This is a genomic window from Streptomyces sp. NPDC043870, assembly GCF_056435785.1.
Genome location: NZ_JBWKDT010000016.1, coordinates 1 through 23,462 on the forward strand (window position 1 = coordinate 1; position 23,462 = coordinate 23,462).

The window sequence follows — 23,462 nt, forward strand, 5'->3', positions numbered from 1 at the left end:
CCCCCCCCCCCCCCCCCCCCCCCCCCCCCCCCCCCCCCCCCCCCCCCCCCCCCCCCCCCCCCCCCCCCCCCCCCCCCCCCCCCCCCCCCCCCACGTCAGCCTTGCTTCACTTGACGATGTTGCCGATCTTCGGCGCGGGCTCGTTCTTGTAGCCGGCCGGGCCGAAGTTCGCCTTCACGGCCTTGTCCCAGGAGCCGTCCTTGACCATCTTCTCCAGCGCCGCGTCGATCTTCTTCTTGAGCTCGGCGTCGCCCTTCTTCAGGCCGATGCCGTAGTTCTCGTTGCTCATCTTGAAGCCGGCGAGCTTGAACTTGCCCTTGAACGCCTCCTGCGCGGCGTAGCCGGCGAGGATGGAGTCGTCCGTCGTGAGCGCGTCAATGACCTTGTTCTCGAGGCCGGTCAGGCACTCGGAGTAGCCACCGTACTCCTGCAGCTGCGCCTTCGGAGCGAGCTTCTCCTTGACGTTCTGCGCCGAGGTCGAGCCGGTGACCGAGCAGAGCTTCTTGTTGTTCAGGTCCTCGGGCTTGGTGATGGAGTTGTCGTCCGCGCGGACCAGGATGTCCTGGTGGGCCAGCAGGTACGGGCCGGCGAAGTCCACCTTGGCCAGGCGCTTGTCGTTGATCGAGTACGACGCCGCGATGAACTTGACGTCACCGCGCGAGATCGCCGTCTCGCGGTCGGCGCTCTTCGTCTCCTTGAAGACGATGTCCTTCTCGTCGTAGCCGAGTTCTTTGGCGATGTACGTGGCGACCTCGACGTCGAAGCCGGTGTACTTGCCGTCCGGGGTCTTCAGGCCGATACCGGGCTGGTCGATCTTGATACCGATCGTGATCTTCCCGCCGCCGGCGGAACCGCCGCCCGCGGCGTCGTCCTTCTTGCCGGAGCCACAGGCGGTGGCGGCGAGGGCGAGCGAGAGCACGGCGGCCGAAGCGGCGGTGACCTTACGAAGCTTCATGGTGACTTCCCTAGAGTTGACGCGATGAGGTGATCAGCTGATCCAGGACAGACTCAGTGGTGCAGGATCTTCGAGAGGAAGTCCTTGGCCCGGTCGCTGCGCGGGTTGCTGAAGAACTGGTCGGGTGTGGCCTCTTCGACGATCTTGCCGTCCGCCATGAACACGACCCGGTTGGCGGCGGACCGCGCGAAGCCCATCTCGTGGGTAACGACGACCATGGTCATGCCGTCGCGGGCCAGCTGCTGCATGACCTCGAGCACCTCGTTGATCATCTCGGGGTCGAGGGCGGAGGTGGGCTCGTCGAAGAGCATCACCTTCGGGCCCATCGCCAGCGCCCGGGCGATCGCGACACGCTGCTGCTGGCCGCCGGAGAGCTGCGCCGGGTACTTGTCGGCCTGCGAGCCGACGCCCACCCGGTCGAGCAGCGCGCGCGCCTTCTCCTCGGCGGCCTTCTTGTCCGCCTTGCGGACCTTGAGCTGGCCCAGCATGACGTTCTCCAGCACCGTCTTGTGTGCGAAGAGGTTGAACGACTGGAAGACCATGCCGACATCGGCGCGCAGCCGGGCCAGCTCCTTGCCCTCCTGGGGCAGCGGTTTCCCGTCGATCGTGATCACGCCGGAGTCGATCGTCTCCAGCCGGTTGATGGTTCGGCACAGCGTGGACTTGCCGGACCCGGAGGGCCCGATGACCACCACGACCTCGCCGCGCGCGATCGTCAGGTCGATGTCCTGGAGCACATGCAGCGCGCCGAAGTGCTTGTTGACGTTGCTCAGTACGACCAGGTCCGCCGCCGCCGGTACGGCGTCCTCGGCGCCCTTGGTCACTGACACTCCGCTCATCGGCTTCTTGCTCCGTCCTCCTCGGTTGGGAGGACAGTAATGACGCACAACGACCAGCGTCATTACATCTGAGGGGAAATTGAGCATAACGATCCGGCTGCAACCGGACACTCAGGGTGAACAGGGCGGTGATCGCCGTACCGGGTGGGTAACGGAAACCCTGGTGCAACGGGATGCCTCTTGACTCATCGGGCGGCAATCAGCGTTCATGCCCTGTACACATGCGAGAGCTACGACCTGAGGGAGGCCCGTGAGACTGCTGCTCGTCGAGGACGACGACCATGTCGCGGCCGCCCTGTCCGCGGTGCTCGCCCGGCATGGATTCCAGGTCACCCACGCCCGCAGCGGTGAGGAGGCGCTCCAGGCGGTACTGCCCGCTGCTGCCGGGGGCAAGCCGCCCTTCGGTGTCGTCCTGCTCGACCTCGGACTCCCCGACCAGGACGGCTACCAGGTCTGCGGAAAGATCAGGAAACTCACCTCGACCCCGGTGATCATGGTGACCGCGCGGTCCGACGTGCGCTCCCGGATCCACGGCCTCAATCTCGGCGCCGACGACTACGTCGTCAAGCCCTACGACACAGGCGAGTTGCTTGCCCGGATCCACGCCGTCAGCAGGCGCACCGCACCCGGTGAGGACGCGGCGACGGCCGCGGACAGCGCCCTCCGGCTGGGCTCCGTCACCATCGAACTCCCCACCCGCCGCGTCAGCGTCGACGGCACGGACGTACAGCTGACGCGCAAGGAGTTCGACCTGCTGGCGCTGCTCGCCCAGCGGCCCGGTGTCGTCTTCCGGCGTGAGCAGATCATCAGCGAGGTGTGGCGTACGAGCTGGGAGGGCACGGGACGGACGCTCGAAGTGCACGTCGCGTCGCTGCGCTCCAAGCTCCGTATGCCCGCCCTCATCGAGACCGTACGCGGCGTCGGCTACCGCCTGGTCGCCCCCGCCGCGTAAAGGCATCCGCTTCCCTTGCGTACCCGCCTTCTCCCTCTGCTCATCGTCCTCATGGCGGGCGTGCTGCTCGCCCTGGGCTTCCCGCTCGCCGTGAGCCTCGCCGCGGCGGAGCAGCAGCAGGTCGTGGTCGACCGGCTGGACGACACCGCGCGGTTCGCTGCCCAGGCCCAGTTCGTCACCGACGGCATCTCCGGGCAGGACGAGCGCCGGGCCACCCTCGAGGACGAACTGACCCGCTACAACGACGTGTACGGGATGTACGCCGGCGTCTTCTACCGCAGCGACGTGCCCATGGCCCGCGCCCCCTGGTTCTGGGAGATCCCCCCTTCCGGTGATGGCCGCCGGGCCTTCGAGGAGGCGCTGCTCGGGCGCCGCAGCCACGATCCGCCGCAGGTGTGGCCGTGGCAGGGGGACGCCCGGATCGTCGTCGCCTCGCCGGTCGTACGGGACGGCGACGTCGTCGCGGTCGTCGTCACCGACTCGCCCACGGGACAGCTGCGTTCACGCATTCTGAAGGGCTGGCTGCTGATCGCGGCGGGCGAGTCCGCGGCGATGCTGCTCGCCGTCGGCGCGGCGGTCCGGCTCACCGGCTGGGTGCTGCGTCCCGTCCGCATCCTCGACGCCGCCACCCACGACATAGCGACCGGCAGGATGAACTCGCGCGTCGCGGCGGCCGGCGGGCCCCCGGAGCTCAGGCGTCTGGCCCGTTCGTTCAACGAGATGGCCGACAACGTCGAGGAAGTGCTGGAGCAGCAGCGCGCCTTCGTCGCCGACGCCTCCCACCAGCTCCGCAATCCCCTTGCGGCGCTGCTGCTGCGGATCGAGCTCCTCGCTCTCGAACTGCCCGAGGGGAACGAGGAGATCGCGTCCGTCCGTACCGAGGGCATGCGGCTCGCCCAGGTGCTCGACGATCTGCTGGATCTGGCGCTGGCCGAGCACGCCTCCGCCGAGATCCGGCTCACGGACATCGGCGCGCTGGCGGCCGAGCGGGTCGCGGCCTGGCGCCCGCTCGCGGAGGAGAAGGGCGTACGGCTCACCGGGCACGGCCCCGCGGTCACCGCCTGGGCGGACCCGATCGCGCTCTCCAGCGCCCTCGACGCCGTGATCGACAATGCCCTGAAGTTCACGCCCAGGGGAGAGGAGGTCACCGTCACGGCCTCCGCCGACGGCGAGACCTCCACGATCGTGATCACCGACGGCGGCCCCGGGCTCACCGAGGAGGAGCTCACCCGGATCGGCGACCGCTTCTGGCGCAGCGGCCGCCATCAGAACGTGAAGGGCTCGGGCCTCGGTCTCTCCATCAGCCGTGCGCTGCTCTCGGCGGGCGGCGGCTCGATCGCGTACGCGCACCACGAACCGCACGGCCTGCGGGTGACGGTCTCGGTCCCGCGGACGCCTCCGGCGGCCTGAGCGGCGAGAAGGCGGCTGCAGGGAGCCGCGGGGGGAGGGCCGGGGCCGGCCGGGCGCCGCTGCAGCCGCCGGAGACCTGCCAACCGCCCGGGCGCGCCGTACGGCCGGGATGCCCGCAGACGGCCTCTACGGCCACGGCTGGACCGGGCGGTGGTACGGGTGTGGCTGGACCGGGCGGTGGTACCGGTGCCGCTACGGCTTGGCCGAGCGGTAGTACCGGCGTGCCCCGTCGTGCAGCGGCAGCGGGTCGGTGTAGATCGCCGTCCGCAGGTCCACCAGCTGCGCGGGATGTACCTCGCGTCCGATCCGATCCCGGCTGTTGATCACGGTGCGGGTGAACCGCTCGGTCAGCTCCGGGTCCGCGCGGTCGGTGGTGACCAGCAGATTCGCGACGGCGACGGTCTGCACCGGGGCCCTGGCGCCCATCTTGGGGTAGGCATCGGAGGGGATGACCGCCGAGTGGTAGTAGCGCGTCGCCTCGCCCGTGGTGTGGACCCGGCGGATCAGTTCGTCGTCGACCGGAACCAGCCGGACCGGGAAGCGCTGCGACAGGTTCTGCACCGCACCGGTGGGCAGCCCGCCCGACCAGAAGAAGGCATCCAGATCGCCCCGCTCCAGGAGGCCCGGCATGGTGTCGATGCCGGCGGAGAGCGGACTGATGTCCTGCTCGGCATCGAGGCCCGCTGCCGTCAGCACCCGCTCGGCGATGAGCCGGACACCCGAGCCCTCCTGGCCGACGCCCACGCGCTTGCCGCGCAGGTCCGCCGGGGTCTGTACGGAGGAGCCCTGCGGAACGACCAGCTGTACGTAGTCGTCGTACAGTCGTGCGCAGCCGCGCAGCCGGCCCGAGCCCGGCTTGGCGTCCCGCTGGTACTTCGCCACCGCGTCCGCGGTGGCGATGGTGAAGTCGGCCTCACCGCTCGCCACCCAGGCCAGGTTCTGCTGAGACCCCTCGCTGGTCCGCAGATCTATCGAGACCTTCGGCAGATCGCGGGCGAGCGCGCCCTCCAGCATCTCGCCGTAGCGCTGGTAGACCCCGGTCTTCACGCCCGTACTGAACGTGAGCCGCCCGCTCGGCGTGCTCTCGCCGAGCGGCAGCAGCCACCACAGCAGCAGCCCGCACACCATGGCCAGCGCGGCGGACCCCTGCAGGGCGCGGCGACGGCTGATTCGGGACAGGGCCGTGGACATGGCGCGAATCCTGCCATCTCGTTTCCCGCGATGGCCAGGCCCCCCTGGCGGAGGCTCCCTCCGGACGGCCCCGCGGCCCAGCCCGCCCTCCCGACCGGCTCGGGGCCGGAGCTTGCCCGGCGCCCCCTTACCCTGGAGGAATGACCAGCAGCGACCGGAGCGAAGCAGTGGACGTCAAGGGAACATACGAAGTGCGCACCTACGGGTGCCAGATGAACGTCCACGACTCCGAGCGGCTGTCCGGCCTGCTGGAGGACGCAGGCTACGTCCGCGCGCCCGAGGGCGCCGGCGAGGGCGAGGCCGACGTCGTCGTCTTCAACACCTGCGCGGTACGCGAGAACGCCGACAACAGGCTCTACGGCAACCTCGGCCGGCTGGCCCCGATGAAGGCCAAGCGGCCCGGGATGCAGATCGCCGTCGGCGGCTGCCTGGCCCAGAAGGACCGCGACACCATCGTCAAGAGGGCGCCGTGGGTCGACGTCGTCTTCGGTACGCACAACATCGGCAAGCTGCCGGTGCTGCTGGAGCGCGCCCGCATCCTGGAAGAGGCGCAGGTCGAGATCGCGGAGTCGCTCGAAGCCTTCCCGTCGACGCTGCCGACGCGCCGCGAGAGCGCGTACGCCGCGTGGGTCTCCATCTCCGTCGGGTGCAACAACACCTGCACGTTCTGCATCGTCCCCGCACTGCGCGGCAAGGAGAAGGACCGCCGGCCCGGAGACATCCTCGCCGAGGTCGAGGCGCTGGTCGCCGAGGGCGTCTCCGAGATCACCCTGCTCGGCCAGAACGTGAACGCGTACGGCTCCGACATCGGCGACCGCGAGGCGTTCTCGAAGCTGCTGCGCGCCTGCGGAAGGATCGAGGGGCTGGAGCGCGTCCGCTTCACCTCCCCGCACCCCCGTGACTTCACGGACGACGTGATCGCCGCGATGGCCGAGACGCCGAACGTGATGCCCCAGCTGCACATGCCGCTGCAGTCCGGTTCGGACACGGTGCTGAAGGCGATGCGCCGCTCGTACCGGCAGGAGCGTTACCTGGGCATCATCGAGAAGGTCCGCGCGGCGATTCCGCACGCCGCCATCTCCACCGACATCATCGTGGGCTTCCCTGGCGAGACCGAGGAGGACTTCGAGCAGACCATGCACGTCGTGCGCGAGGCGCGCTTCGCGCAGGCCTTCACCTTCCAGTACTCGAAGCGGCCCGGCACCCCGGCCGCCGAGATGGACGGACAGATCCCCAAGGAGGTCGTCCAGGCGCGCTACGAGCGACTGGTCGCGCTCCAGGAGGAGATCTCCTGGGAGGAGAACAAGAAGCAGGTCGGCCGGGTCCTCGAGGTCATGGTCGCCGAGGGCGAGGGCCGCAAGGACGGCGCCACCCACCGCCTCTCCGGCCGCGCCCCCGACAACCGCCTGGTCCACTTCACCAAGCCCGCCGAGGAGGTCCGCCCGGGCGACGTGGTGACCGTGGAGATCACTTACGCCGCCCCGCACCACCTCCTCGCCGAGGGCGAGACGACGTCTGTCCGCCGCACCCGCGCGGGCGACGCCTGGCAGAAGCGCAACGCCGCGCCCCCGGAGCAGCCGGGCGTCATGCTCGGCCTCCCCACGGTGGGCGTCCCGGCACCGCTGCCCGCTCCGACCGGCGGCTGCTCGGCAGCCGGCTGACGACGACAGCGCCCGCCCGGTCGTCCCGGGCGGGCGCGACGGGTCACCGGCGCGACGCACGGCTGCCGGAGCGCGCCGGGGTGCGGTGACCTCACCCGACCCCCACCACCGCCAGGCATTACGCTGCGATCATGCTTGTCGCCGCCGCGGTCTGCCCCAGCCCCCCGCTCCTTGTGCCGGATGTGGCTGCCGGCGCCGCGCCCGAGCTCGCCGCCGCCAGGACCGCCTGCGCCGACGCCCTGAGCGTGCTGGCCGCTTCCCGGCCCGACCGGCTCATCGTGGTCGGCCCCGCCGGGCCCGACGAGCTGGGTTCGTACCCCCAAGGCGCGTCGGGGTCCTTCCGTGGCTTCGGTGTGGACGTCGACGTACACCTGGGCCCGGCCGGCGGCCCGGCGCCGCAGCGCCCCCTTCCCGTATCGCTCGCTGTCGCCGCCTGGCTGCTCGACCGCGCCCGGTGGGCCGGCGTCCCGGTCGAGGGACTCGGCGTCGACGAGCAACTGGCCGCGGAGCGCTGCACGGAGACCGGCCGGGAACTCGCCGCCCGCGCGGACCGTGTCGCGCTGCTCGTGATGGGCGACGGCAGCGCGTGCCGCACCCTGAAGGCACCCGGCTATCTGGACGAGCGCGCGGCGGCCTTCGACGCCGAGGCGGCCCGCGCCCTGGGCGCGGCGGACACGGAGGCACTCACTGCGCTGGACGCGTCCCTCGCGCACGTGCTGAAGGCGGCCGGCCGTGCCCCCTGGCAGGTGCTCGCGGGCGCCGCCGGAGGTGCCGGCCTGGCAGGACAGCTGCTGTTCGAGGACGCCCCGTACGGCGTCGGGTACTTCGTGGCCGCCTGGTCCTGAAGCACCGGAAGCACCCGCCTCCGAGGGAGGCTGAAACGGCGGACGGCCGCGGAGCCAAGCGCTCCGCGGCCGTCAGCCGTTACTCATTCAGGAAGCCGGCGGTGGGGCGTCGTCGTCCTTCGGTGTGCCGTGGTCCTTGTGGGCGAGGCGGTCCAGGGCCCCCTTGGCCTTCTCGGTGCCCGACTCGATCTTGTCGCTGTACTTGCCCTTGGTCCGCTGGTCGACCGTCCGCGCGGCCTTGTCCAGACCGTGCTCGATCTTGCCTCCGTGCTGGTGCGCGAGATCAGAGACCTTCTCCTTGGCAGGGGCGAGCTTGGCCTTCAGCGTGTCCAGGATGCTCATGGGTCACCTCGCTCGTACGGATCTAGTGACGGGCGCCCTCGCCGGCCTCGTTGTCCGCGGCCTCGTCGGCGGACTGCTGCTTGGGAATCTCGACACTCTCCGCGCCGGACGTGCCGCACGTGCCGGCGGGCTCCCCCGTCTCCGGCTCGGCCTTGGCGGCAGCGCCGTCAGTGGTCTCCTCCGCAGAGGCCTTGGCGGCCTCGGATGCCGTCGAGCCGTCCGCGGCCCCCTCCGCCGCCCCTTCGGCGGAACCCTCCGCCCCTTCCGCACCCTCCGCGGAACCCTCCGTGGAATCCGCCGTCAGGGTGCCGTCGGGACCCTCGTCGGTTGACGCCTCGGCAGCTCCCTTGCTCTTCCGACGAAACCTTGCAAAAACGCCCATATCAACTCCATAGCGTACTCGTGTGGGCGAAATTCCGCGTTGCCCGGAGCGTCCCACTGCGCCGCCACCGGGGGCCGGTTCGAAAACCGGCGGCCGGAACCTCGCAACAGGCAACGACCCCACTGGTGTGCCGTCACGTAACTCGTTCGGGGACACCCGTGACGTTTGCGAGACTGGGGCGGTGAGAAGTGCAGCTCCCGCACCGCGGGTCATCGCCGTCGTCGGCCCCACAGCGGCCGGAAAGTCCGATCTGGGCGTCCATCTCGCCCAGCAGCTCGGCGGCGAGGTCGTCAACGCCGACTCGATGCAGCTCTACCGCGGGATGGACATCGGCACCGCCAAGCTGACACCGGGGGAGCGCGGCGGGATCCCGCACCACCTCCTGGACATCTGGGACGTCACGCAGACGGCGAGCGTCGCCGAGTACCAGCGGCTGGCCCGCGCGGAGATCGACAAACTGCTCGCCGAGGGTCGTACGCCGGTCCTCGTCGGCGGCTCCGGGCTGTACGTACGGGGAGCGATCGACGCCCTCGAATTCCCCGGCACCGACCCCGAGGTGCGTGCCCGGCTGGAGGCGGAGCTGGCGGAGCGCGGCTCCGGCGACCTGCACGCCCGGCTGGCCACGGCCGACCCGGACGCCGCGCGGGCGATCCTGCCCAGCAACGGCCGCCGCATCGTCCGTGCGCTGGAGGTCATCGAGATCACCGGCAAGCCCTTCACCGCCAACCTTCCCGGCCACGAGGCCGTGTACGACACCGTCCAGATCGGCGTCGACGTCGAGCGCCCCGAGCTCGACGAGCGCATCACCCTGCGGGTGGACCGTATGTGGGAGGCGGGGCTCGTCGACGAGGTGCGGACCCTGGAAGCCCAGGGGCTGCGCGAAGGGCGCACGGCGTCCCGCGCGCTCGGCTACCAGCAGGTGCTCGCCGTGCTCGCGGGGGAGTGCACGGAGGACGAGGCGCGCGCCGAGACCGTGCGCGCCACCAAACGCTTCGCGCGCCGCCAGGACTCATGGTTTCGCCGCGACCCGCGCGTTCACTGGTTGAGCGGCGCAATTGCGGACCGCGGGGAACTCCCGCACCGTGCCCTCGCGTTGGTCGAACGAGCGGTTACAGCCTGATCACGTGATGGCATCGGGACGTCTTGGACGTCATTCCGGCGCCCGGGGCCGTGCCATCATCGAGCATCGATCGACAAGTGGAGTCCGAGTTGGGAGGGCGCGTGGCGATGGAGGCCGGCCCTCGCGACAGAGAACAGGGAACACGGGAAGACGTGCTCCGTCTCAGTCCCGACGGCCCTGACGACACCCAGGACGTGCTCCAGGACGACCCCGAGGCCGGGGTGGAAGTGGAGGTCGAGCTGCGCCCGCAGCGCAGGCTGCGGATCTGGCAGCTCGCTCCCATCGTGGGGCTCGCCGCGGTCGGCTCGCTCATGTTCGCCTTCCCCCTCGCCTTCGGCTCCGGAGACGGTGGCGCGGTCGTCGCCATGCTCGGGCTGCTGATCAGCTGCTGCGCCGCGGGCTGGGGCATGATGGCCGCCCGCCGGGTCGGTCACACCTGGCCCGGTCTGCCCGAGCGCGGCTCCGGCGAGCGCCCCGACTGGCGCGTGATCGCCCTCTACGTCGCCATGGCCGCCGCGCTGGTCGCCCTCGCCGTGTGGCGGGTGGCCCGGCTCCGCTGAGTGTCGGCGCCGCCCCGTACGATGGTGCGGTGACCATGTCCAAGACCTCGCCGATCGCCTTCCTCAAGGGCCACGGGACCGAGAACGACTTCGTGATCGTCCCGGACCTGGACAACGTGATCGAGCTGCCCGCGTCCGTCGTCGCCAGGCTCTGCGACCGCCGCGCGGGTATCGGAGGTGACGGCCTGCTGCACGTCGTGCGCTCCGCCGCGCACCCCGAGGCACGCTCGCAGGCCGGCGAGGCCGAATGGTTCATGGACTACCGCAACGCGGACGGCTCGATCGCCGAGATGTGCGGAAACGGCGTGCGGGTCTTCGCCCACTATCTGCAGCGTGCCGGCCTTGTCGACACGGGCGATCTGGCGGTCGCCACGCGCGGTGGCGTCAAGCGGGTGCACATCGACAAGGAAGGCGACATCACGGTCGCCATGGGCCGCGCCGTCCTCCCGGAGGACGGCGTCACGGTCACGGTCGACGGCCGCAGCTGGCCCGCCCGGAACGTGAACATGGGCAATCCGCACGCGGTCGCCTTCGTCGAGGATCTGGACCACGCGGGAGACCTGTTCTCCGCCCCGCCCTTCTCCCCCGCCGGCGTATACCCCGAAGGGGTGAATATCGAGTTCGTCGTCGACCGCGGTCCGCGCCATGTGGCCATGCGTGTGCACGAGCGCGGCTCGGGCGAGACCCGCTCGTGCGGGACCGGCGCCTGCGCCGTCGCCGTGGCGGCCGCACGCCGGGACGGCGCCGACCCCGCCGTCACCGGGGCCCCGGTGACGTACACGGTGGATCTTCCGGGCGGGCGCCTGGTGATCACGGAGCACCCCGACGGGGCGATCGAGATGACCGGCCCCGCCGTTCTCGTCGCCGAGGGCCACATCGATCCCGCCTGGTTCGCGACGTCCTCTCCGTCACGGAGCGAAACGGCCGACGACTGAGTGTTCGCTCGAATGGGTGATCCCTTTCACGCTGAGCGAGAGGCGGACTCCGCCACGTGGTGGGCTCGGTAGCATCAAGCACCGGCCGGGAGGGCATGCCTGCCTTTCCCACCGCCGGTCGACGCTGCCGGAGGTGCCCCATGAGTGCAGAGGCCACCAACCCTGGTGCTCCCAGTCGCCGACGTGGCCGCCCCAAGCTCGACCTCCGTCGGCTGGGCAGGGCCGCCCTTCTCGGTCCCACCGCCCGGGACCGGCTGCCCGACGCGATCGGCCATGTCGCGGAGGCGCACCGCGCCCACCATCCGGACGCTGATCTGGCCATCCTGCGCAGGGCGTACGTACTGGCCGAGTCGTCGCACCGCGGCCAGTTCCGCAAGAGCGGCGAGCCGTACATCACGCATCCGCTCGCGGTGACCCTGATCCTCGCCGAACTCGGCGCGGAGACCACGACCTTGACCGCGGCCCTGCTCCACGACACCGTCGAGGACACCGACCTGACACTGGACCAGGTACGTGCGGAGTTCGGCGAGGAGGTCTGCTACCTCGTCGACGGCGTCACCAAGCTGGAGAAGGTCGACTACGGCGCGGCGGCCGAACCCGAGACCTTCCGCAAAATGCTCGTCGCCACGGGCAACGACGTACGGGTCATGTCGATCAAGCTCGCCGACCGGCTGCACAACATGCGCACGCTCGGCGTGATGCGTCCGGAGAAGCAGGTTCGCATCGCCAAGGTCACACGGGACGTGCTGATCCCGCTCGCCGAGCGGCTCGGCGTCCAGGCACTCAAGACCGAGCTGGAGGACCTGGTCTTCGCGATCCTCCACCCCGAGGAGTACGAACGCACCCGGGCACTCATCGCGGACAACGCCGATGCGGCGGACGCTCTTGCCGCCATTGCCGAGGACGTCACGACCGTGCTGCGCGACGCGGACATCCAGGCCGAAGTCCTCATCCGGCCCCGCCACTTCGTCTCCGTCCACCGCGTGCGGCTCAAGCGCGGCGAGCTGCGCGGGACGGACTTCGGGCGGCTCCTCGTCCTCGTCGGCGAGGACGCCGACTGCTATGCGGTCCTCGGCGAACTGCACACCTGCTTCACCCCGTTGATCTCGGAGTTCAAGGACTTCATCGCCGCGCCCAAGTTCAACCTGTACCAGTCGCTGCACACGGCGGTCGCCGGCTCCGACGGAGCCGTCGCCGAAGTCCTCATCCGTACCCACCAGATGCACCGCGTCGCGGAGGCCGGCGTCATCGCCCTCGGCAACCCGTACGCACTGGGCAATCCGCATCCGTTGGCCGACGGGTCCGAGGCGGCCGACCCGGCCGATCGGCCCGATGCGTCCGACGCGGCCGACGGCGAGCGCGCCGACCCCACCAGGCCCGGCTGGCTCTCCCGGCTCCTGGAGTGGCAGGAGTCCGCCCCCGACCCCGACACCTTCTGGACCTCCCTTCGTGCCGAACTCGCCGCGGACCGCGAGATCACCGTCTTCCGCGCCGACGGAGGCACGCTCGGACTGCCCGCCGGGGCGAGCTGCGTGGACGCGGCATACGCGCAGTACGGCGAGGAGGCGCACGCGTGCATCGGGGCACGCGTCAACGGCCGGCTCGCCACGCTCAGCACCCAGCTCAACGACGGCGACACGGTCCAGCTGCTGCTCGCCCAGGACGCCGCCTCGGGGCCCTCGCCCGACTGGCTGGACCACGCCCGCACGCCCGCCGCGCGGATCGCGATCACCTCCTGGCTCACCGAGCATCCCGAGGGGGTGAAGCCCCCCGCCGCCGCCCCGCGCGCGGCCGTCGCCTTCACCGCGGGACGGCCCGTGGTCACGAACGCCGTGGCCGAGCTGCCCGGCCTCCCCGGGGCGACCGTCCGCCTCGCCGGCTGCTGCACCCCCGTTCCGCGGGACGCGGTCGTCGGCTTCGCGGTCCGCGGCGGCGCCGTCACCGTGCACCGCGAGGAGTGTCCCGCCGTGGCCCGGATGCGCGCCCTGGGGCGCGCGCCGGTGGGTGTGCGCTGGGGTGACGCCGCCGCATGCCGTGTCACGCTCGTCGCCGAATCCTTCGGCCGGCCCCGTCTGCTCGCGGACCTCACCGACGTCATCGCGACGGCCGGCGCCGCGATCGTCTCCGCCACCGTCGAACCGCCGAGCGAGCAGCGCGTACGACATACGTACACGCTCCAGCTCCCGGACGCCGCCGGACTTCCCGCTCTGATGCGGGCGATGCGCGACGTGGCCGGGGTGTACGACGTGAGCCGGGCCCAGCATCCGACGACCACCACCTGATCCCCGACGCACCCTTCCAGCCCTTCCAGCCCTTTCGGCCCTGTTCTGCCCTTCCGGCCCCGACTCGCCGTACCGCCGGACGCCGTTCGGGTGGGCGCGGAGCGAGCCGTCACGGTCCGCGATCACCGCGCTGGTAGCGGTGGTGCATGCTGCTCACCTCTCGACGCCTGCGGGCCGTCCTGCTTGCCGCTGCCTCGGCCACTCTGGTCGCCGCCGTCCTCCCCGCGCCCGAGCCGCTCGGCATCGGCGACCCGCTCTTCCCCCACCTGGGCAATCCCGGATACGACGTCCTCAGGTACGACATCGCTTTCACCTACAGCGGCTCGAACACCAAGCCGCTGGAAGCCGTCACGAAGATCGACGCGAGGGCGACCGACCCCCTGGAGCGGATCAACCTCGACTTCACCCGCGGCACCGTGCGGAAAGTCGACGTGAACGGCAGCAGCGCCGAATTTTCGACCAGCGGCGAGGACCTCGTCGTCACGCCCGAGCGCGCCGTCGCCCCGGGCGAGCCGCTGAGCATCACCGTCAGCCACACCAGCGACCCGAAGGGCAAGGGCGACGGCGGCTGGGTGCGTACCGCCGACGGTCTGGCGATGGCCAACCAGGCCGACGCCGCCCACCGGGTCTTCCCCTGCAACGACCACCCGGCCGACAAGGCCCTCTTCACCTTCCGGATCACGGCCCCCTCGGAGCTGACGGCCGTGGCCAACGGGCTCCCGGTGGCCAAGGCCCGGACCGGTCGGACCACTTCCTGGCTGTACCGGAGCCGGCACCCCATGGCGACCGAACTGGCCCAGGTCACCATCGGCAAGTCCACGGTCATCCACCGCCAGGGACCGCACGGACTGCCCGTACGGGACGTCGTGCCGACGGCCGACCGCACGTTCCTCGAGCCCTGGCTCAAGAAGACTCCGGGACAGATCAAATGGATGGAGAGCAAGGTCGGGCGCTATCCGTTCGAGACATACGGGCTGCTGGTCGCGGATGCCGGCACCGGATTCGAGCTGGAGACCCAGACGCTCTCGCTCTTCGAGCGGTCGTTCTTCACCCGCCCCGAGTTCCCCAAGTGGTACGTCGACTCGATCATGGTGCATGAGCTGGCCCACCAGTGGTTCGGGAACAGCGTCTCGCCGCGCGGCTGGTCGGACCTCTGGCTCAACGAGGGACACGCCAGCTGGTACGAGGCGCTGTACGCGGAGGAACACGCCAAGCAGTCCATGGAGAAGCGGATGCGTGAGGCGTACACGCAGTCGGACGGCTGGCGCGCCGCGGGGGGACCGCCGGCCGCCCCGAAGCTCGGGACCCCCGGTCAGCAGCTGGGGCTGTTCCGGCCGGTCGTGTACGACGGCAGCGCCCTGGTCCTGTACGCGCTGCGACAGGAGATCGGGAAGGACGCCTTCGCGGTGCTGGAGCGGGCATGGGTGGCCGAGCACAAGGACGGGACGGCTAGCACGGCCGACTTCGCCGAACTCGCGTCACGTGTCTCCGGCCGTGATCTTTCCGCGTTCTTCAAGGCCTGGCTGTACGCGGAGAAGACCCCGAGGATGCCCGGTCACCCGCAGTGGCGCAGCAAGGCCCCTGCCGCGAAGCGCGCGTAAACCGGGGTGACGGCCGTGGCGGCACCGTGCGACCATCAACACGTCGGCGACGCCGCCGGGCCGGACCTCTTCGGACCTCCGGGAATCTTCCGGCACCGTTACGCGTTGTAACCGGCGTACCGTACGTTCCGTACCGTGCTTCCATCTACGTAAGGATCCAATGACCTCCTCTTCATCCACTTCCCAGGACGCGCAGAGCTTCGCGGACAGCAACCGCACCGAGAGCCTTCGGGCCGATGCCCTGATGGAAGAGGACGTCGCCTGGAGCTACGAGATCGACGGAGATCGGGACGGCGATCAGTTCGACCGCTCCGAGCGGGCGGCGCTGCGGCGTGTCGCAGGACTCTCCACCGAGCTCGAGGACGTCACCGAGGTCGAGTACCGGCAGCTCCGGCTGGAGCGCGTGGTGCTCGTCGGTGTCTGGACCTCGGGGACCGTGCAGGACGCGGAGAATTCGCTCGCGGAGCTGGCCGCGCTCGCCGAGACGGCGGGTGCCCTCGTGCTCGACGGCGTCATCCAGCGCCGCGACAAGCCGGACCCGGCCACGTACATCGGCTCGGGCAAGGCGCAGGAGCTGCGCGACATCGTGCTCGAGTCCGGGGCCGACACCGTGGTGTGCGACGGTGAGCTCAGCCCTGGCCAGCTGATCCAGCTGGAGGACGTCGTCAAGGTCAAGGTGGTCGACCGTACCGCCCTGATCCTGGACATCTTCGCGCAGCACGCCAAGTCCCGAGAGGGCAAGGCGCAGGTCGCGCTGGCACAGATGCAGTACATGCTGCCCCGTCTGCGGGGCTGGGGTCAGTCGCTGTCCCGGCAGATGGGTGGCGGTAGCGGCGGCATGGCCACCCGTGGCCCCGGTGAGACCAAGATCGAGACGGACCGGCGTCGGATCCGCGAGAAGATGGCGAAGATGCGCCGGGAGATCGCGGACATGAAGACGGGCCGCGAGATCAAGCGGCAGGAGCGCCGGCGGAACAAGGTCCCGTCGGTCGCCATCGCCGGATACACCAACGCGGGCAAGTCCTCGCTGCTCAACCGTCTGACCGGCGCCGGTGTCCTGGTGGAGAACGCGCTGTTCGCCACCCTGGACCCGACCGTGCGCCGGGCCGAGACCCCGAGCGGCAGGTACTACACGCTGGCGGACACCGTCGGATTCGTCCGGCATCTGCCGCACCACCTGGTCGAGGCGTTCCGCTCCACCATGGAGGAGGTCGGCGAGTCCGATCTCATCCTGCATGTGGTGGACGGCTCACACCCGGCTCCGGAGGAGCAGCTCGCCGCCGTGCGTGAGGTGATCCGCGATGTCGGCGCGGTGGACGTGCCCGAGATCGTCGTGATCAACAAGTCGGACGCGGCCGATCCGCTGGTGCTGCAGCGCTTGATGCGCATCGAGCGTCACACGATCGCGGTGTCGGCCCGTACGGGCGCCGGCATGGACGAGCTGCTCGCGCTGATCGATGCCGAACTGCCGCGACCCGAGGTCGAGATCGAGGCCCTCGTGCCGTACACGCGGGGAGCGCTCGTCTCGCGGGTGCACGCCGACGGCGAGGTGCTCTCCGAGGAGCACACCTCCGAGGGCACGCTGCTCAAGGCACGCGTCCATGAGGAACTGGCCGCGGCACTAGGGCCGTACGTTCCGGCGACGCGCTGATGCCGATGCGCTGATGGCGATGCGCTGATGGCGATGCGCTGATGGCGATGCGCCGATCCGCGCGACGGACAGCGGTCCCGTTCAGAGGCCGAAGGCCCGTACCCCCACTCGGAGGGACGGGCCTTCGGTCGTTCGCAGCGCGGGCAGAATTCCTGCCGTGCGAGATTACTGTCCCGCGAACTTGTCACTCATCGACGTGTAGATCTCCCGAGCACCCTCGCCCAGGCGCGGACCGGCCAGCCAGCCGGCCGTGACCGGGCCGATGGAGGTGTTGGAGACCAGCGCCAGCTTGCCGTTCGGCTGCTCGGCGAACCAGCCACCGCCGGACGAACCACCGGTCATGGTGCAGCCGATGCGCCACATCGTCGGCGTACCGGGGCTGATGGACAGCCGGCCGGGGCGGTCGACGCACTTGTGCATGATCAGGCCGTTGAACGGCGGCGCCGCCGGATAGCCCCAGGCGCCCATCGCGGCGATGCTCTTCGCCTCGGGGGCGTCGAAGTTGACGTCGAGGGCGACTCCCACGGTCTCCTCAAGAGACTTGGTGCCCTTCTCCGGCTTCACATGCATCACGGCGTAGTCGTACGGGGCACCCTCGCCGCCGGTCGGGCCGCCCTGGGAGATCCACTCATCGGAGGTCGAGACCCAGTCCGCCCAGTAGACGCCGTACGGGGCGATCTCCTGAGGCTGCGCGTTCTCCAGCTGCGCCGGGGACTTGCCCAGGTCGTTGTAGGCCGGGACGAAGGCGATGTTGCGGTACCAGCCGCCCTCCTGGCCGGCGTGCACACAGTGGCCCGCGGTCCACACCATGTTGGACTTGCCCGGGTTCTTCGGATCCTTGATGACGGTGGCCGAGCAGACCATCGTCCCCTCGGGCGCGTCGAAGAACACCTTGCCGACCGGTGCGGCGTTCTCGTGGTACGGCTTCTTCTCCGGCACGGCCTGGACCGGCTTCGGCTCCGGGTCCGTGACGCCCTGGTCGCCCGCGATGTCACCGGCGGCCATCGTCTTCTGCGGAGACTTGGCCTCCTTCATCCGCTCGGGCTTCCACATGCCCTCGATCACCGGGTTGACGAAGTCCTTGGCCTCACGCAGCCACTTGTCCTTGTCCCAGTTCTTCCACTCGCCGTTCTTCCACTTGTCCAGGTCGACACCGTGCTCCTTGAGCTTGTCGGCCAGGTCCGCGGGAAGGGCGGCACCGCCGTTGTCCCCGGTGGAAGCGGATGCGGCGGGCTTGTCGCCCGCGTTGTTCTCGCCAGGGCCGCATGCGGTGGCCGTGAGCGAGAGGGCCGCGGCGAGGCCGGTGGCGGCCAGCAGCGGACGTATGGATCGCATGGAAACGAATCCCCCTGTGTGTATTGCCATGAACGTGTCACGTGCTCGGCACGCGAAAGGGCGATCTTCCGGTGGACCGCCCGTGATGCGCCCCTAACTCTAGGCCTGGGCGACCTGGGGTAGTTGACATAGGCCCGCCACCTGCACGGAGTCTCCACGCGTGGCGACGCGGGACGGCGACGGCGAACGCGAAAGGGCCTCCGGACTCGCTCCGAAGGCCCTTTCGTAATACGTAGCGCCGAGCGCTCCCGGCTCTGCCTCACCGGTCGGGCTTGCGGCTCCGGACCACGGCCACCGGTCGGCAGAAAACTGCTCACACAAGCCGGCTCACACAGCCGGCTCATACAAGCCGGCTACCTGAGACCGCCATGGGCCTGCGGCCGTGGCTACCGGCCCGCGAACTTCTTGCTGACCGCGTCGTAGATGTCCTTGGCCTCCGCGCCCAGGCGCGGACCGGCCAGCCAGCCGGCCGTGACCGGGCCGATCGACGTGTTCGACACCAGCGCAGGCTTGCCGTCCTGGCCCGCAGCGACCCAGCCGCCGCCGGACGAACCACCGGTCATGGTGCAGCCGATGCGGAACATCGTGGGCTGGTCCGCCGTGAGGGACAGCCGGCCCGGCTTGTCCTCGCACTGGAACATTCGCTCGCCGTCGAACGGAGGCGCCGCCGGGAAGCCCGTCGCCGTCATGCTGCCGATCTTCGGCGCTGCCGGTGCGTTGAAGTTCACCGGAAGCGCCGAACCGACCGTCTCCTCCAGGGACTTGCCGGTGCCGCCCTTCTCCGGGGTCACATGAATCACCGCGAAGTCGTACGGCGCACCCTGGCCACCGGTCGCGGCACCCTGGGAGATCCACTGCTCGGACGTCTGCGCCCAGTCGCCCCACCACACACCGTAGGGAGCGATCTCTTCCTTCGAGTCGTTCTTGGTGCTGGTCTTGGCGCTGTTGTTGTACGACGGGACGAAGGCGATGTTGCGGTACCAGCCGCCCTCCTTGCCCGCGTGCACACAGTGGCCCGCGGTCCACACCATGTTGGACTTGCCCGGGTTGGCCGGATCCTTCACCACGGTGGCGGAGCAGACCATCGAGCCCTTGGGGCCGTCGAAGAACACCTTCCCGGCCTCGGCCGCGTTGCCGTGGTAAGGCGCGCTCACGGCCTGGGCCTTGACCGGCTCCGGCGTCGGATCGGTCACACCCTCGTCGCCGGAGATGTCCTCCTCCTCGACCGGCTTGTCGGGCTGTTCGGCCTCCCGCATCCGGTCCGGGTCCCAGAGGTCCTCGATGATCGGGTTGACGAAGTCCTTGGCCTCACGCAGCCACTTGTCCTTGTCCCAGTTCTTCCACTCGCCGTTCTTCCACTTGTCCAGGTCGATCCCGTGCTCCTTGAGCCGGTCCTTGAGATCGTCCGGGATCGTGATCTTGCCGTCGGTGCCCTGGCCGGCGGCGGGCGCGCTGGGCTTGTCGCCGGCGTTGTCCTCGCTGGGGCCGCAGGCCGTGGCCGTCAGCGCGAGCGCCGCGGCGACCGCGGCCGCCGCGAACACCGGAGAGGTTCTGCGACGGGCGCTCCCCCCACGACGCGCGGCGAAGGTCGGGCGATTGAGTCGCATGTGGTGATCCCCCTGGAACTTCATGAAATGACCTACGTACTGGTTCGAACTGCTTGCACAGACCCGGCGATGCAGCCCGGTACCGAAGTGCGGCCCCCACTATGCCGGTGCTGATGGGGACGGTGTGCGGCAGGGCTGCGGTTCCCCGCCCCAACGATCTTCGGAATGACCGTGATCCCCCGCTTCCGGCGTCGTTGGTACGTACGGGGGACACAAGGTCGGCGTTCAGCCTCGCGGCGCGGCGGGCCAACGCCATACCGACGTGCGACGCAACTGTGACAGCAGGAGGACCAAGAGCCGTGGCCGTGACCGAACCTGCCCCGGTGGTGCAGCCCGCTGCGCACGAAGGGATCCTGCGGCGTCAGTCCCTCCGCGAATCGGCTGCCCGGACCTATGCGCGCTCGCTGCCCATCGTTCCCGTACGGGCCCGGGGCCTGACGATCGAGGGAGCGGACGGCCGCCGGTACCTCGACTGTCTGTCAGGCGCCGGGACCCTGGCCCTCGGCCACAACCATCCGGTGGTCCTGGAAGCGATCAGGAAGGTCCTCGATTCGGGTGCGCCGCTGCACGTCCTCGACCTCGCCACCCCGGTCAAGGACGCCTTCACCACTGAGCTGTTCGCCACGCTGCCGCGCCCGCTCGCCGAGAACGCCCGCATCCAGTTCTGCGGACCGGCCGGCACGGATGCGGTCGAAGCGGCCCTCAAGCTCGTCCGCTGCGCGACCGGCCGCACCGGTCTTCTCGCCTTCACCGGCGCCTACCACGGAATGACCGCGGGAGCCCTTGATGCCTCAGGCGGGGCCATCGACGTCCGCGTGACCCGACTGCCGTACCCGCAGAACTACCGTTGCCCCTTCGGCATCGGCGGGGAGCGCGGTGCCGAACTCGCCGCTCGCTGGACCGAAAGCCTCCTGGACGACCCCAAGGGAGGCGTCCCCACGCCGGCCGGCCTGATCGTCGAACCGGTGCAGGGCGAGGGCGGAGTCATCCCGGCGCCCGACAGCTGGCTGCGCCGGATGCGCGAGATCACCGCGTCCCGTTCCATCCCGCTGATCGCCGACGAGGTGCAGACCGGAGTCGGCCGCACCGGCGCCTTCTGGGCGGTCGAGCACAGTGGGATCGTCCCCGATGTGATGGTCCTGTCGAAGGCCATCGGCGGCTCCCTCCCTCTTGCGGTCATCGTCTACCGCTCGGATCTTGATGCCTGGGAACCGGGCGCCCACGCCGGTACGTTCCGCGGCAACCAGCTCGCCATGGCCGCCGGCGCGGCCACCCTCGCCTACGTCCGCGAGAACCACCTCGCCGAACGTGCGGCCACCCTCGGCGCCCGCATGCTCAGCCGTCTCCAGGGCCTCGCCGCGACCCTCCGCTGCATCGGGGACGTACGCGGCCGCGGGCTCATGATCGGTGTGGAGCTCGTCGATCCCGACATCGGCGACCCGCACGCGGACGCCCCGCCTCCCGACTCCGCCCTCGCCGCCGCAGTGCAGCAGGAATGCCTGCGCCGCGGACTCATCGTCGAACTCGGCGGACGCCACGCGGGCGTTGTCCGCCTCCTCCCTCCTCTCACCCTCACCGACGAACAGGCCGCCGCGGTGCTCGACCGCTTCGCCGACGCCCTCGCAGCGGCCGAACGCTCACCCCATCGCCGAAACGGCACCGGACCGTCTCACTGATGCCGGACGACACCCAAGGAAGTCCCCCGTGAACCCCACTTCCGCACCCGACGCCCCCGAGCCCGACGGCCGTCCCACCGCCGCCCACTACAGAGCTCAGAGCGGGTCGTCGACCCCCCTCACGGTCGAGCAGGCGACGGTGCCGCGACAGCTGTCGGGGTCCCCCGGCGAACTGACCACCCCCGCACACGCTCCGTCCCCGGCCACGACAACCGTCCCCACACCGGCCGCGTCGTCCGGCGCCGTGCCCGGAGCAGCGAAGCCCGACCCGATCGACCACCCCGACCCGATCGACCACGCCGAACCGCACGTTGCCGCGGATGCTGCCGCCGCTGAGAACCTGCTCCGCTGCTGGGTCCGGGAGAACGACCTCGCCCGGCCCGACGGGAACACGCTCCGCATCCCGCTTGCCGCCAGTGGCACCGCCCTGCTCGTCCCCGTCCGCTACTGGTCCGCGGCCGGCTGGCACCGCTTCGGCCCGCCCGCCCTGGAAGGCGCACCGGCCGAAGCCCCGGCGGCCGGCGCCGTGACCATCGCAGCCCTCCTCACCCGCGAGCCCGGCAGCACGGGTCATCCGCCTGCCCACGCCGAGCCTCGTGACACCGAGCCTCGTCAGGACGGTCACAACCCGCGCCGGTCCGACGGAGCCGATCTCGTCGGCAGGGTCGCCGACTCGGTCCGGCGCACAGCCGACTTCATCGCCGACCGCCGCAGGCGCCCCGCACCGGACCCCGAAGCCGACCTGTTCCTCACCGCAGAACAGTCACTGCTTCTGGGACATCCGCTCCACCCCACCCCCAAGAGCCGCGAAGGACTGTCGGAAGCCGAGGTCCGTCTCTACTCACCCGAGTTGTACGGCTCTTTTCCCCTCCACTGGATGGCCGTCGACCGGACCGTCCTGGCCACGGAATCGGCCTGGACCGAGGAAGGCCGCATCCTCCCGGCCGATCAGCTCATCGCTCGTCTCGTCGGCAACCTCCAACTCCCCTCCAGCACTGTTCCGTTGCCGCTCCACCCCTGGCAGGCGCGTGAGCTCGGACACCGCCCCGCAGTCGCTGCCCTGCTCGACGCCGGGCTCCTCCACGATCTCGGCCCCAGTGGCGACCCATGGCACCCCACCTCGTCGGTCCGCACCGTGCACCGGCCCGGCGCGCCCGCCATGCTCAAGCTCTCTCTCGGCGTACGCATCACCAACTCCCGTCGTGAAAACCTCCGCAAGGAACTCCACCGCGGTGTGGAGGTCCACCGTCTGCTCCGCACTGGCCTGGCCCGGCAATGGCAGACCGCCCATCCCGGATTCGACATCGTCCGCGACCCCGCATGGCTCGCCGTCGACACCCCCGACGGCCGCCCCGTGCCAGGACTCGACGTCATGCTCCGGCACAACCCGTTCAGCGCCGGGGACGACGCCGTCTGCATCGCAGGCCTCACCGCGCCCAGGCCCTGGCCCGGCCGTCCGCGTATGCACTCGCGCCTCGCCGAGATCGTGAGCCGACTCGCCACCCTCACCGGCCGGCCCGTCGGCGCAGTCGCCGCAGAGTGGTTCCTGCGCTACCTCGACCAGGTCGTGCGCCCGGTGCTCTGGCTCGACGGCACGGCAGGAGTCGCCCTCGAAGCCCACCAGCAGAACACTCTGGTGATCCTCGACCCCGATGGCTGGCCGATCGGCGGCCGCTACCGCGACAACCAGGGCTACTACTTCCGCGAGTCCCACCGCGCCGCCCTCGAACGCCGACTCCCCGGCATCGGCAGCGTCAGTGACACCTTCGTCTCCGACGCCGTCACCGACGAACGCTTCGCCTACTACCTCGGCATCAACAATGTCCTCGGCCTCATCGGCGCCTTCGGTTCCCAGCGCCTCGCCGACGAGCGCGTCCTCATCGCCGCGTTCCGCCAGTTCCTCACCACGGCAGCCGGGCTGGGCTCACCCCTGCCCGCGCAACTTCTGGAGACCCCCACCCTGCGCTGCAAGGCCAATCTGCTGACCCGGCTCCACGGCCTCGATGAACTGGTCGGTCCGGTCGTCACCCAATCCGTCTACGTCACGATCACCAACCCCCTCCATCCCTGAGAGACACCGACCCCTCCGCCCTGCTCCCGGCCCGCCCGGGCCCGACT

General features: G+C 70.4%; 19 protein-coding genes. 12 read left to right on the forward strand and 7 right to left on the reverse strand.

Annotated features, from left to right (window positions below):
* Positions 1–106 precede the first annotated feature (106 nt).
* Together AC0699_RS20630 and AC0699_RS20635 are read right to left on the reverse strand one after the other, a co-directional pair.
* Positions 107–955, reverse strand: a complete 849-nt coding sequence (locus AC0699_RS20630) for a glutamate ABC transporter substrate-binding protein (RefSeq protein WP_478662152.1) — start codon at positions 953–955, stop codon at positions 107–109.
* 53 nt (positions 956–1,008) lie between these two features.
* Complete coding sequence (locus tag AC0699_RS20635) at positions 1,009–1,794, reverse strand: amino acid ABC transporter ATP-binding protein (protein WP_453667122.1); 786 nt, start codon at positions 1,792–1,794, stop codon at positions 1,009–1,011.
* Positions 1,795–2,044: 250 nt separating this feature from the next.
* Between AC0699_RS20635 and AC0699_RS20640 the strand changes: the two genes are divergently transcribed.
* Together AC0699_RS20640 and AC0699_RS20645 are read left to right on the forward strand one after the other, a co-directional pair.
* Positions 2,045–2,746 (forward strand): response regulator transcription factor, encoded by a 702-nt coding sequence (locus AC0699_RS20640; protein WP_478662154.1) that lies wholly within the window; start codon positions 2,045–2,047, stop codon positions 2,744–2,746.
* A 15-nt stretch (positions 2,747–2,761) separates the two neighbouring features.
* Complete coding sequence (locus AC0699_RS20645; RefSeq protein ID WP_478662158.1) at positions 2,762–4,156, forward strand: sensor histidine kinase; 1,395 nt, start codon at positions 2,762–2,764, stop codon at positions 4,154–4,156.
* A gap of 192 nt (positions 4,157–4,348) precedes the next feature.
* Here the strand turns inward: AC0699_RS20645 and AC0699_RS20650 are convergent, their stop codons facing one another.
* Complete coding sequence (locus tag AC0699_RS20650; protein ID WP_478662161.1) at positions 4,349–5,347, reverse strand: TAXI family TRAP transporter solute-binding subunit; 999 nt, start codon at positions 5,345–5,347, stop codon at positions 4,349–4,351.
* A 140-nt stretch (positions 5,348–5,487) separates the two neighbouring features.
* Here AC0699_RS20650 and miaB point away from each other — a divergent pair, with 140 nt between their 5' ends.
* Positions 5,488–7,008 (forward strand): tRNA (N6-isopentenyl adenosine(37)-C2)-methylthiotransferase MiaB, encoded by a 1,521-nt coding sequence (gene miaB / locus AC0699_RS20655; protein WP_478662163.1) that lies wholly within the window; start codon positions 5,488–5,490, stop codon positions 7,006–7,008.
* Positions 7,009–7,139: 131 nt separating this feature from the next.
* Positions 7,140–7,853, forward strand: coding sequence for a class III extradiol ring-cleavage dioxygenase family protein (locus tag AC0699_RS20660; RefSeq protein WP_478662166.1), 714 nt, complete (start codon positions 7,140–7,142; stop codon positions 7,851–7,853).
* An 87-nt stretch (positions 7,854–7,940) separates the two neighbouring features.
* Here the strand turns inward: AC0699_RS20660 and AC0699_RS20665 are convergent, their stop codons facing one another.
* Both AC0699_RS20665 and AC0699_RS20670 read right to left on the reverse strand, forming a co-directional pair.
* Complete coding sequence (locus tag AC0699_RS20665) at positions 7,941–8,195, reverse strand: antitoxin (RefSeq protein WP_478662168.1); 255 nt, start codon at positions 8,193–8,195, stop codon at positions 7,941–7,943.
* A gap of 22 nt (positions 8,196–8,217) precedes the next feature.
* A complete protein-coding gene (locus tag AC0699_RS20670) occupies positions 8,218–8,577 on the reverse strand; it encodes a hypothetical protein (RefSeq protein ID WP_478662171.1) in 360 nt (119 codons plus the stop codon).
* 181 nt (positions 8,578–8,758) lie between these two features.
* Here AC0699_RS20670 and miaA point away from each other — a divergent pair, with 181 nt between their 5' ends.
* The 6 genes from miaA (at position 8,759) to hflX (ending at position 16,726) form a co-directional block, all read left to right on the forward strand.
* Positions 8,759–9,697 carry a tRNA (adenosine(37)-N6)-dimethylallyltransferase MiaA gene (gene miaA / locus AC0699_RS20675; RefSeq protein ID WP_478662173.1) on the forward strand — a complete coding sequence of 313 codons (939 nt, stop codon included), beginning with the start codon at positions 8,759–8,761 and terminating at the stop codon, positions 9,695–9,697.
* A gap of 107 nt (positions 9,698–9,804) precedes the next feature.
* Positions 9,805–10,257 (forward strand): hypothetical protein, encoded by a 453-nt coding sequence (locus AC0699_RS20680; RefSeq protein WP_478662426.1) that lies wholly within the window; start codon positions 9,805–9,807, stop codon positions 10,255–10,257.
* A gap of 35 nt (positions 10,258–10,292) precedes the next feature.
* Positions 10,293–11,192 (forward strand): diaminopimelate epimerase, encoded by a 900-nt coding sequence (gene dapF, locus AC0699_RS20685; RefSeq protein ID WP_478662428.1) that lies wholly within the window; start codon positions 10,293–10,295, stop codon positions 11,190–11,192.
* A 140-nt stretch (positions 11,193–11,332) separates the two neighbouring features.
* Positions 11,333–13,474, forward strand: coding sequence for a RelA/SpoT family protein (locus AC0699_RS20690; protein ID WP_478662176.1), 2,142 nt, complete (start codon positions 11,333–11,335; stop codon positions 13,472–13,474).
* Between the two features lie 146 nt (positions 13,475–13,620).
* Positions 13,621–15,075, forward strand: a complete 1,455-nt coding sequence (locus tag AC0699_RS20695) for a M1 family metallopeptidase (RefSeq protein WP_478662179.1) — start codon at positions 13,621–13,623, stop codon at positions 15,073–15,075.
* A 160-nt stretch (positions 15,076–15,235) separates the two neighbouring features.
* Positions 15,236–16,726 carry a GTPase HflX gene (gene hflX / locus AC0699_RS20700; protein WP_478662183.1) on the forward strand — a complete coding sequence of 497 codons (1,491 nt, stop codon included), beginning with the start codon at positions 15,236–15,238 and terminating at the stop codon, positions 16,724–16,726.
* A 165-nt stretch (positions 16,727–16,891) separates the two neighbouring features.
* Here the strand turns inward: hflX and AC0699_RS20705 are convergent, their stop codons facing one another.
* Both AC0699_RS20705 and AC0699_RS20710 read right to left on the reverse strand, forming a co-directional pair.
* Positions 16,892–18,061: a trypsin-like serine peptidase gene (locus AC0699_RS20705; RefSeq protein WP_478662186.1), complete on the reverse strand. Its 1,170-nt coding sequence runs from the start codon at positions 18,059–18,061 to the stop codon at positions 16,892–16,894.
* A gap of 386 nt (positions 18,062–18,447) precedes the next feature.
* Entirely contained in the window at positions 18,448–19,668 is a 1,221-nt protein-coding gene (locus AC0699_RS20710) for a trypsin-like serine peptidase (RefSeq protein ID WP_478662188.1), read from the reverse strand.
* A gap of 299 nt (positions 19,669–19,967) precedes the next feature.
* Here AC0699_RS20710 and AC0699_RS20715 point away from each other — a divergent pair, with 299 nt between their 5' ends.
* Together AC0699_RS20715 and AC0699_RS20720 are read left to right on the forward strand one after the other, a co-directional pair.
* A complete protein-coding gene (locus tag AC0699_RS20715) occupies positions 19,968–21,344 on the forward strand; it encodes a diaminobutyrate--2-oxoglutarate transaminase family protein (RefSeq protein WP_478662191.1) in 1,377 nt (458 codons plus the stop codon).
* 28 nt (positions 21,345–21,372) lie between these two features.
* A complete protein-coding gene (locus AC0699_RS20720) occupies positions 21,373–23,415 on the forward strand; it encodes an IucA/IucC family protein (RefSeq protein ID WP_478662194.1) in 2,043 nt (680 codons plus the stop codon).
* The last annotated feature ends 47 nt before the right edge of the window (positions 23,416–23,462 follow it).

Coding starts and splice junctions, on each gene's coding strand:
- AC0699_RS20630 (WP_478662152.1), bottom strand. CDS start 955: ATGAAGCTTCGTAAGGTCACCGCCGCTTCGGCCGCCGTGCTCTCGCTC.
- AC0699_RS20635 (WP_453667122.1), bottom strand. CDS start 1,794: ATGAGCGGAGTGTCAGTGACCAAGGGCGCCGAGGACGCCGTACCGGCG.
- AC0699_RS20650 (WP_478662161.1), bottom strand. CDS start 5,347: ATGTCCACGGCCCTGTCCCGAATCAGCCGTCGCCGCGCCCTGCAGGGG.
- miaB (WP_478662163.1), top strand. CDS start 5,488: ATGACCAGCAGCGACCGGAGCGAAGCAGTGGACGTCAAGGGAACATAC.
- AC0699_RS20660 (WP_478662166.1), top strand. CDS start 7,140: ATGCTTGTCGCCGCCGCGGTCTGCCCCAGCCCCCCGCTCCTTGTGCCG.
- AC0699_RS20665 (WP_478662168.1), bottom strand. CDS start 8,195: ATGAGCATCCTGGACACGCTGAAGGCCAAGCTCGCCCCTGCCAAGGAG.
- AC0699_RS20670 (WP_478662171.1), bottom strand. CDS start 8,577: ATGGGCGTTTTTGCAAGGTTTCGTCGGAAGAGCAAGGGAGCTGCCGAG.
- AC0699_RS20680 (WP_478662426.1), top strand. CDS start 9,805: ATGGAGGCCGGCCCTCGCGACAGAGAACAGGGAACACGGGAAGACGTG.
- dapF (WP_478662428.1), top strand. CDS start 10,293: ATGTCCAAGACCTCGCCGATCGCCTTCCTCAAGGGCCACGGGACCGAG.
- AC0699_RS20690 (WP_478662176.1), top strand. CDS start 11,333: ATGAGTGCAGAGGCCACCAACCCTGGTGCTCCCAGTCGCCGACGTGGC.
- AC0699_RS20695 (WP_478662179.1), top strand. CDS start 13,621: ATGCTGCTCACCTCTCGACGCCTGCGGGCCGTCCTGCTTGCCGCTGCC.
- hflX (WP_478662183.1), top strand. CDS start 15,236: ATGACCTCCTCTTCATCCACTTCCCAGGACGCGCAGAGCTTCGCGGAC.
- AC0699_RS20705 (WP_478662186.1), bottom strand. CDS start 18,061: ATGCGATCCATACGTCCGCTGCTGGCCGCCACCGGCCTCGCCGCGGCC.
- AC0699_RS20710 (WP_478662188.1), bottom strand. CDS start 19,668: ATGCGACTCAATCGCCCGACCTTCGCCGCGCGTCGTGGGGGGAGCGCC.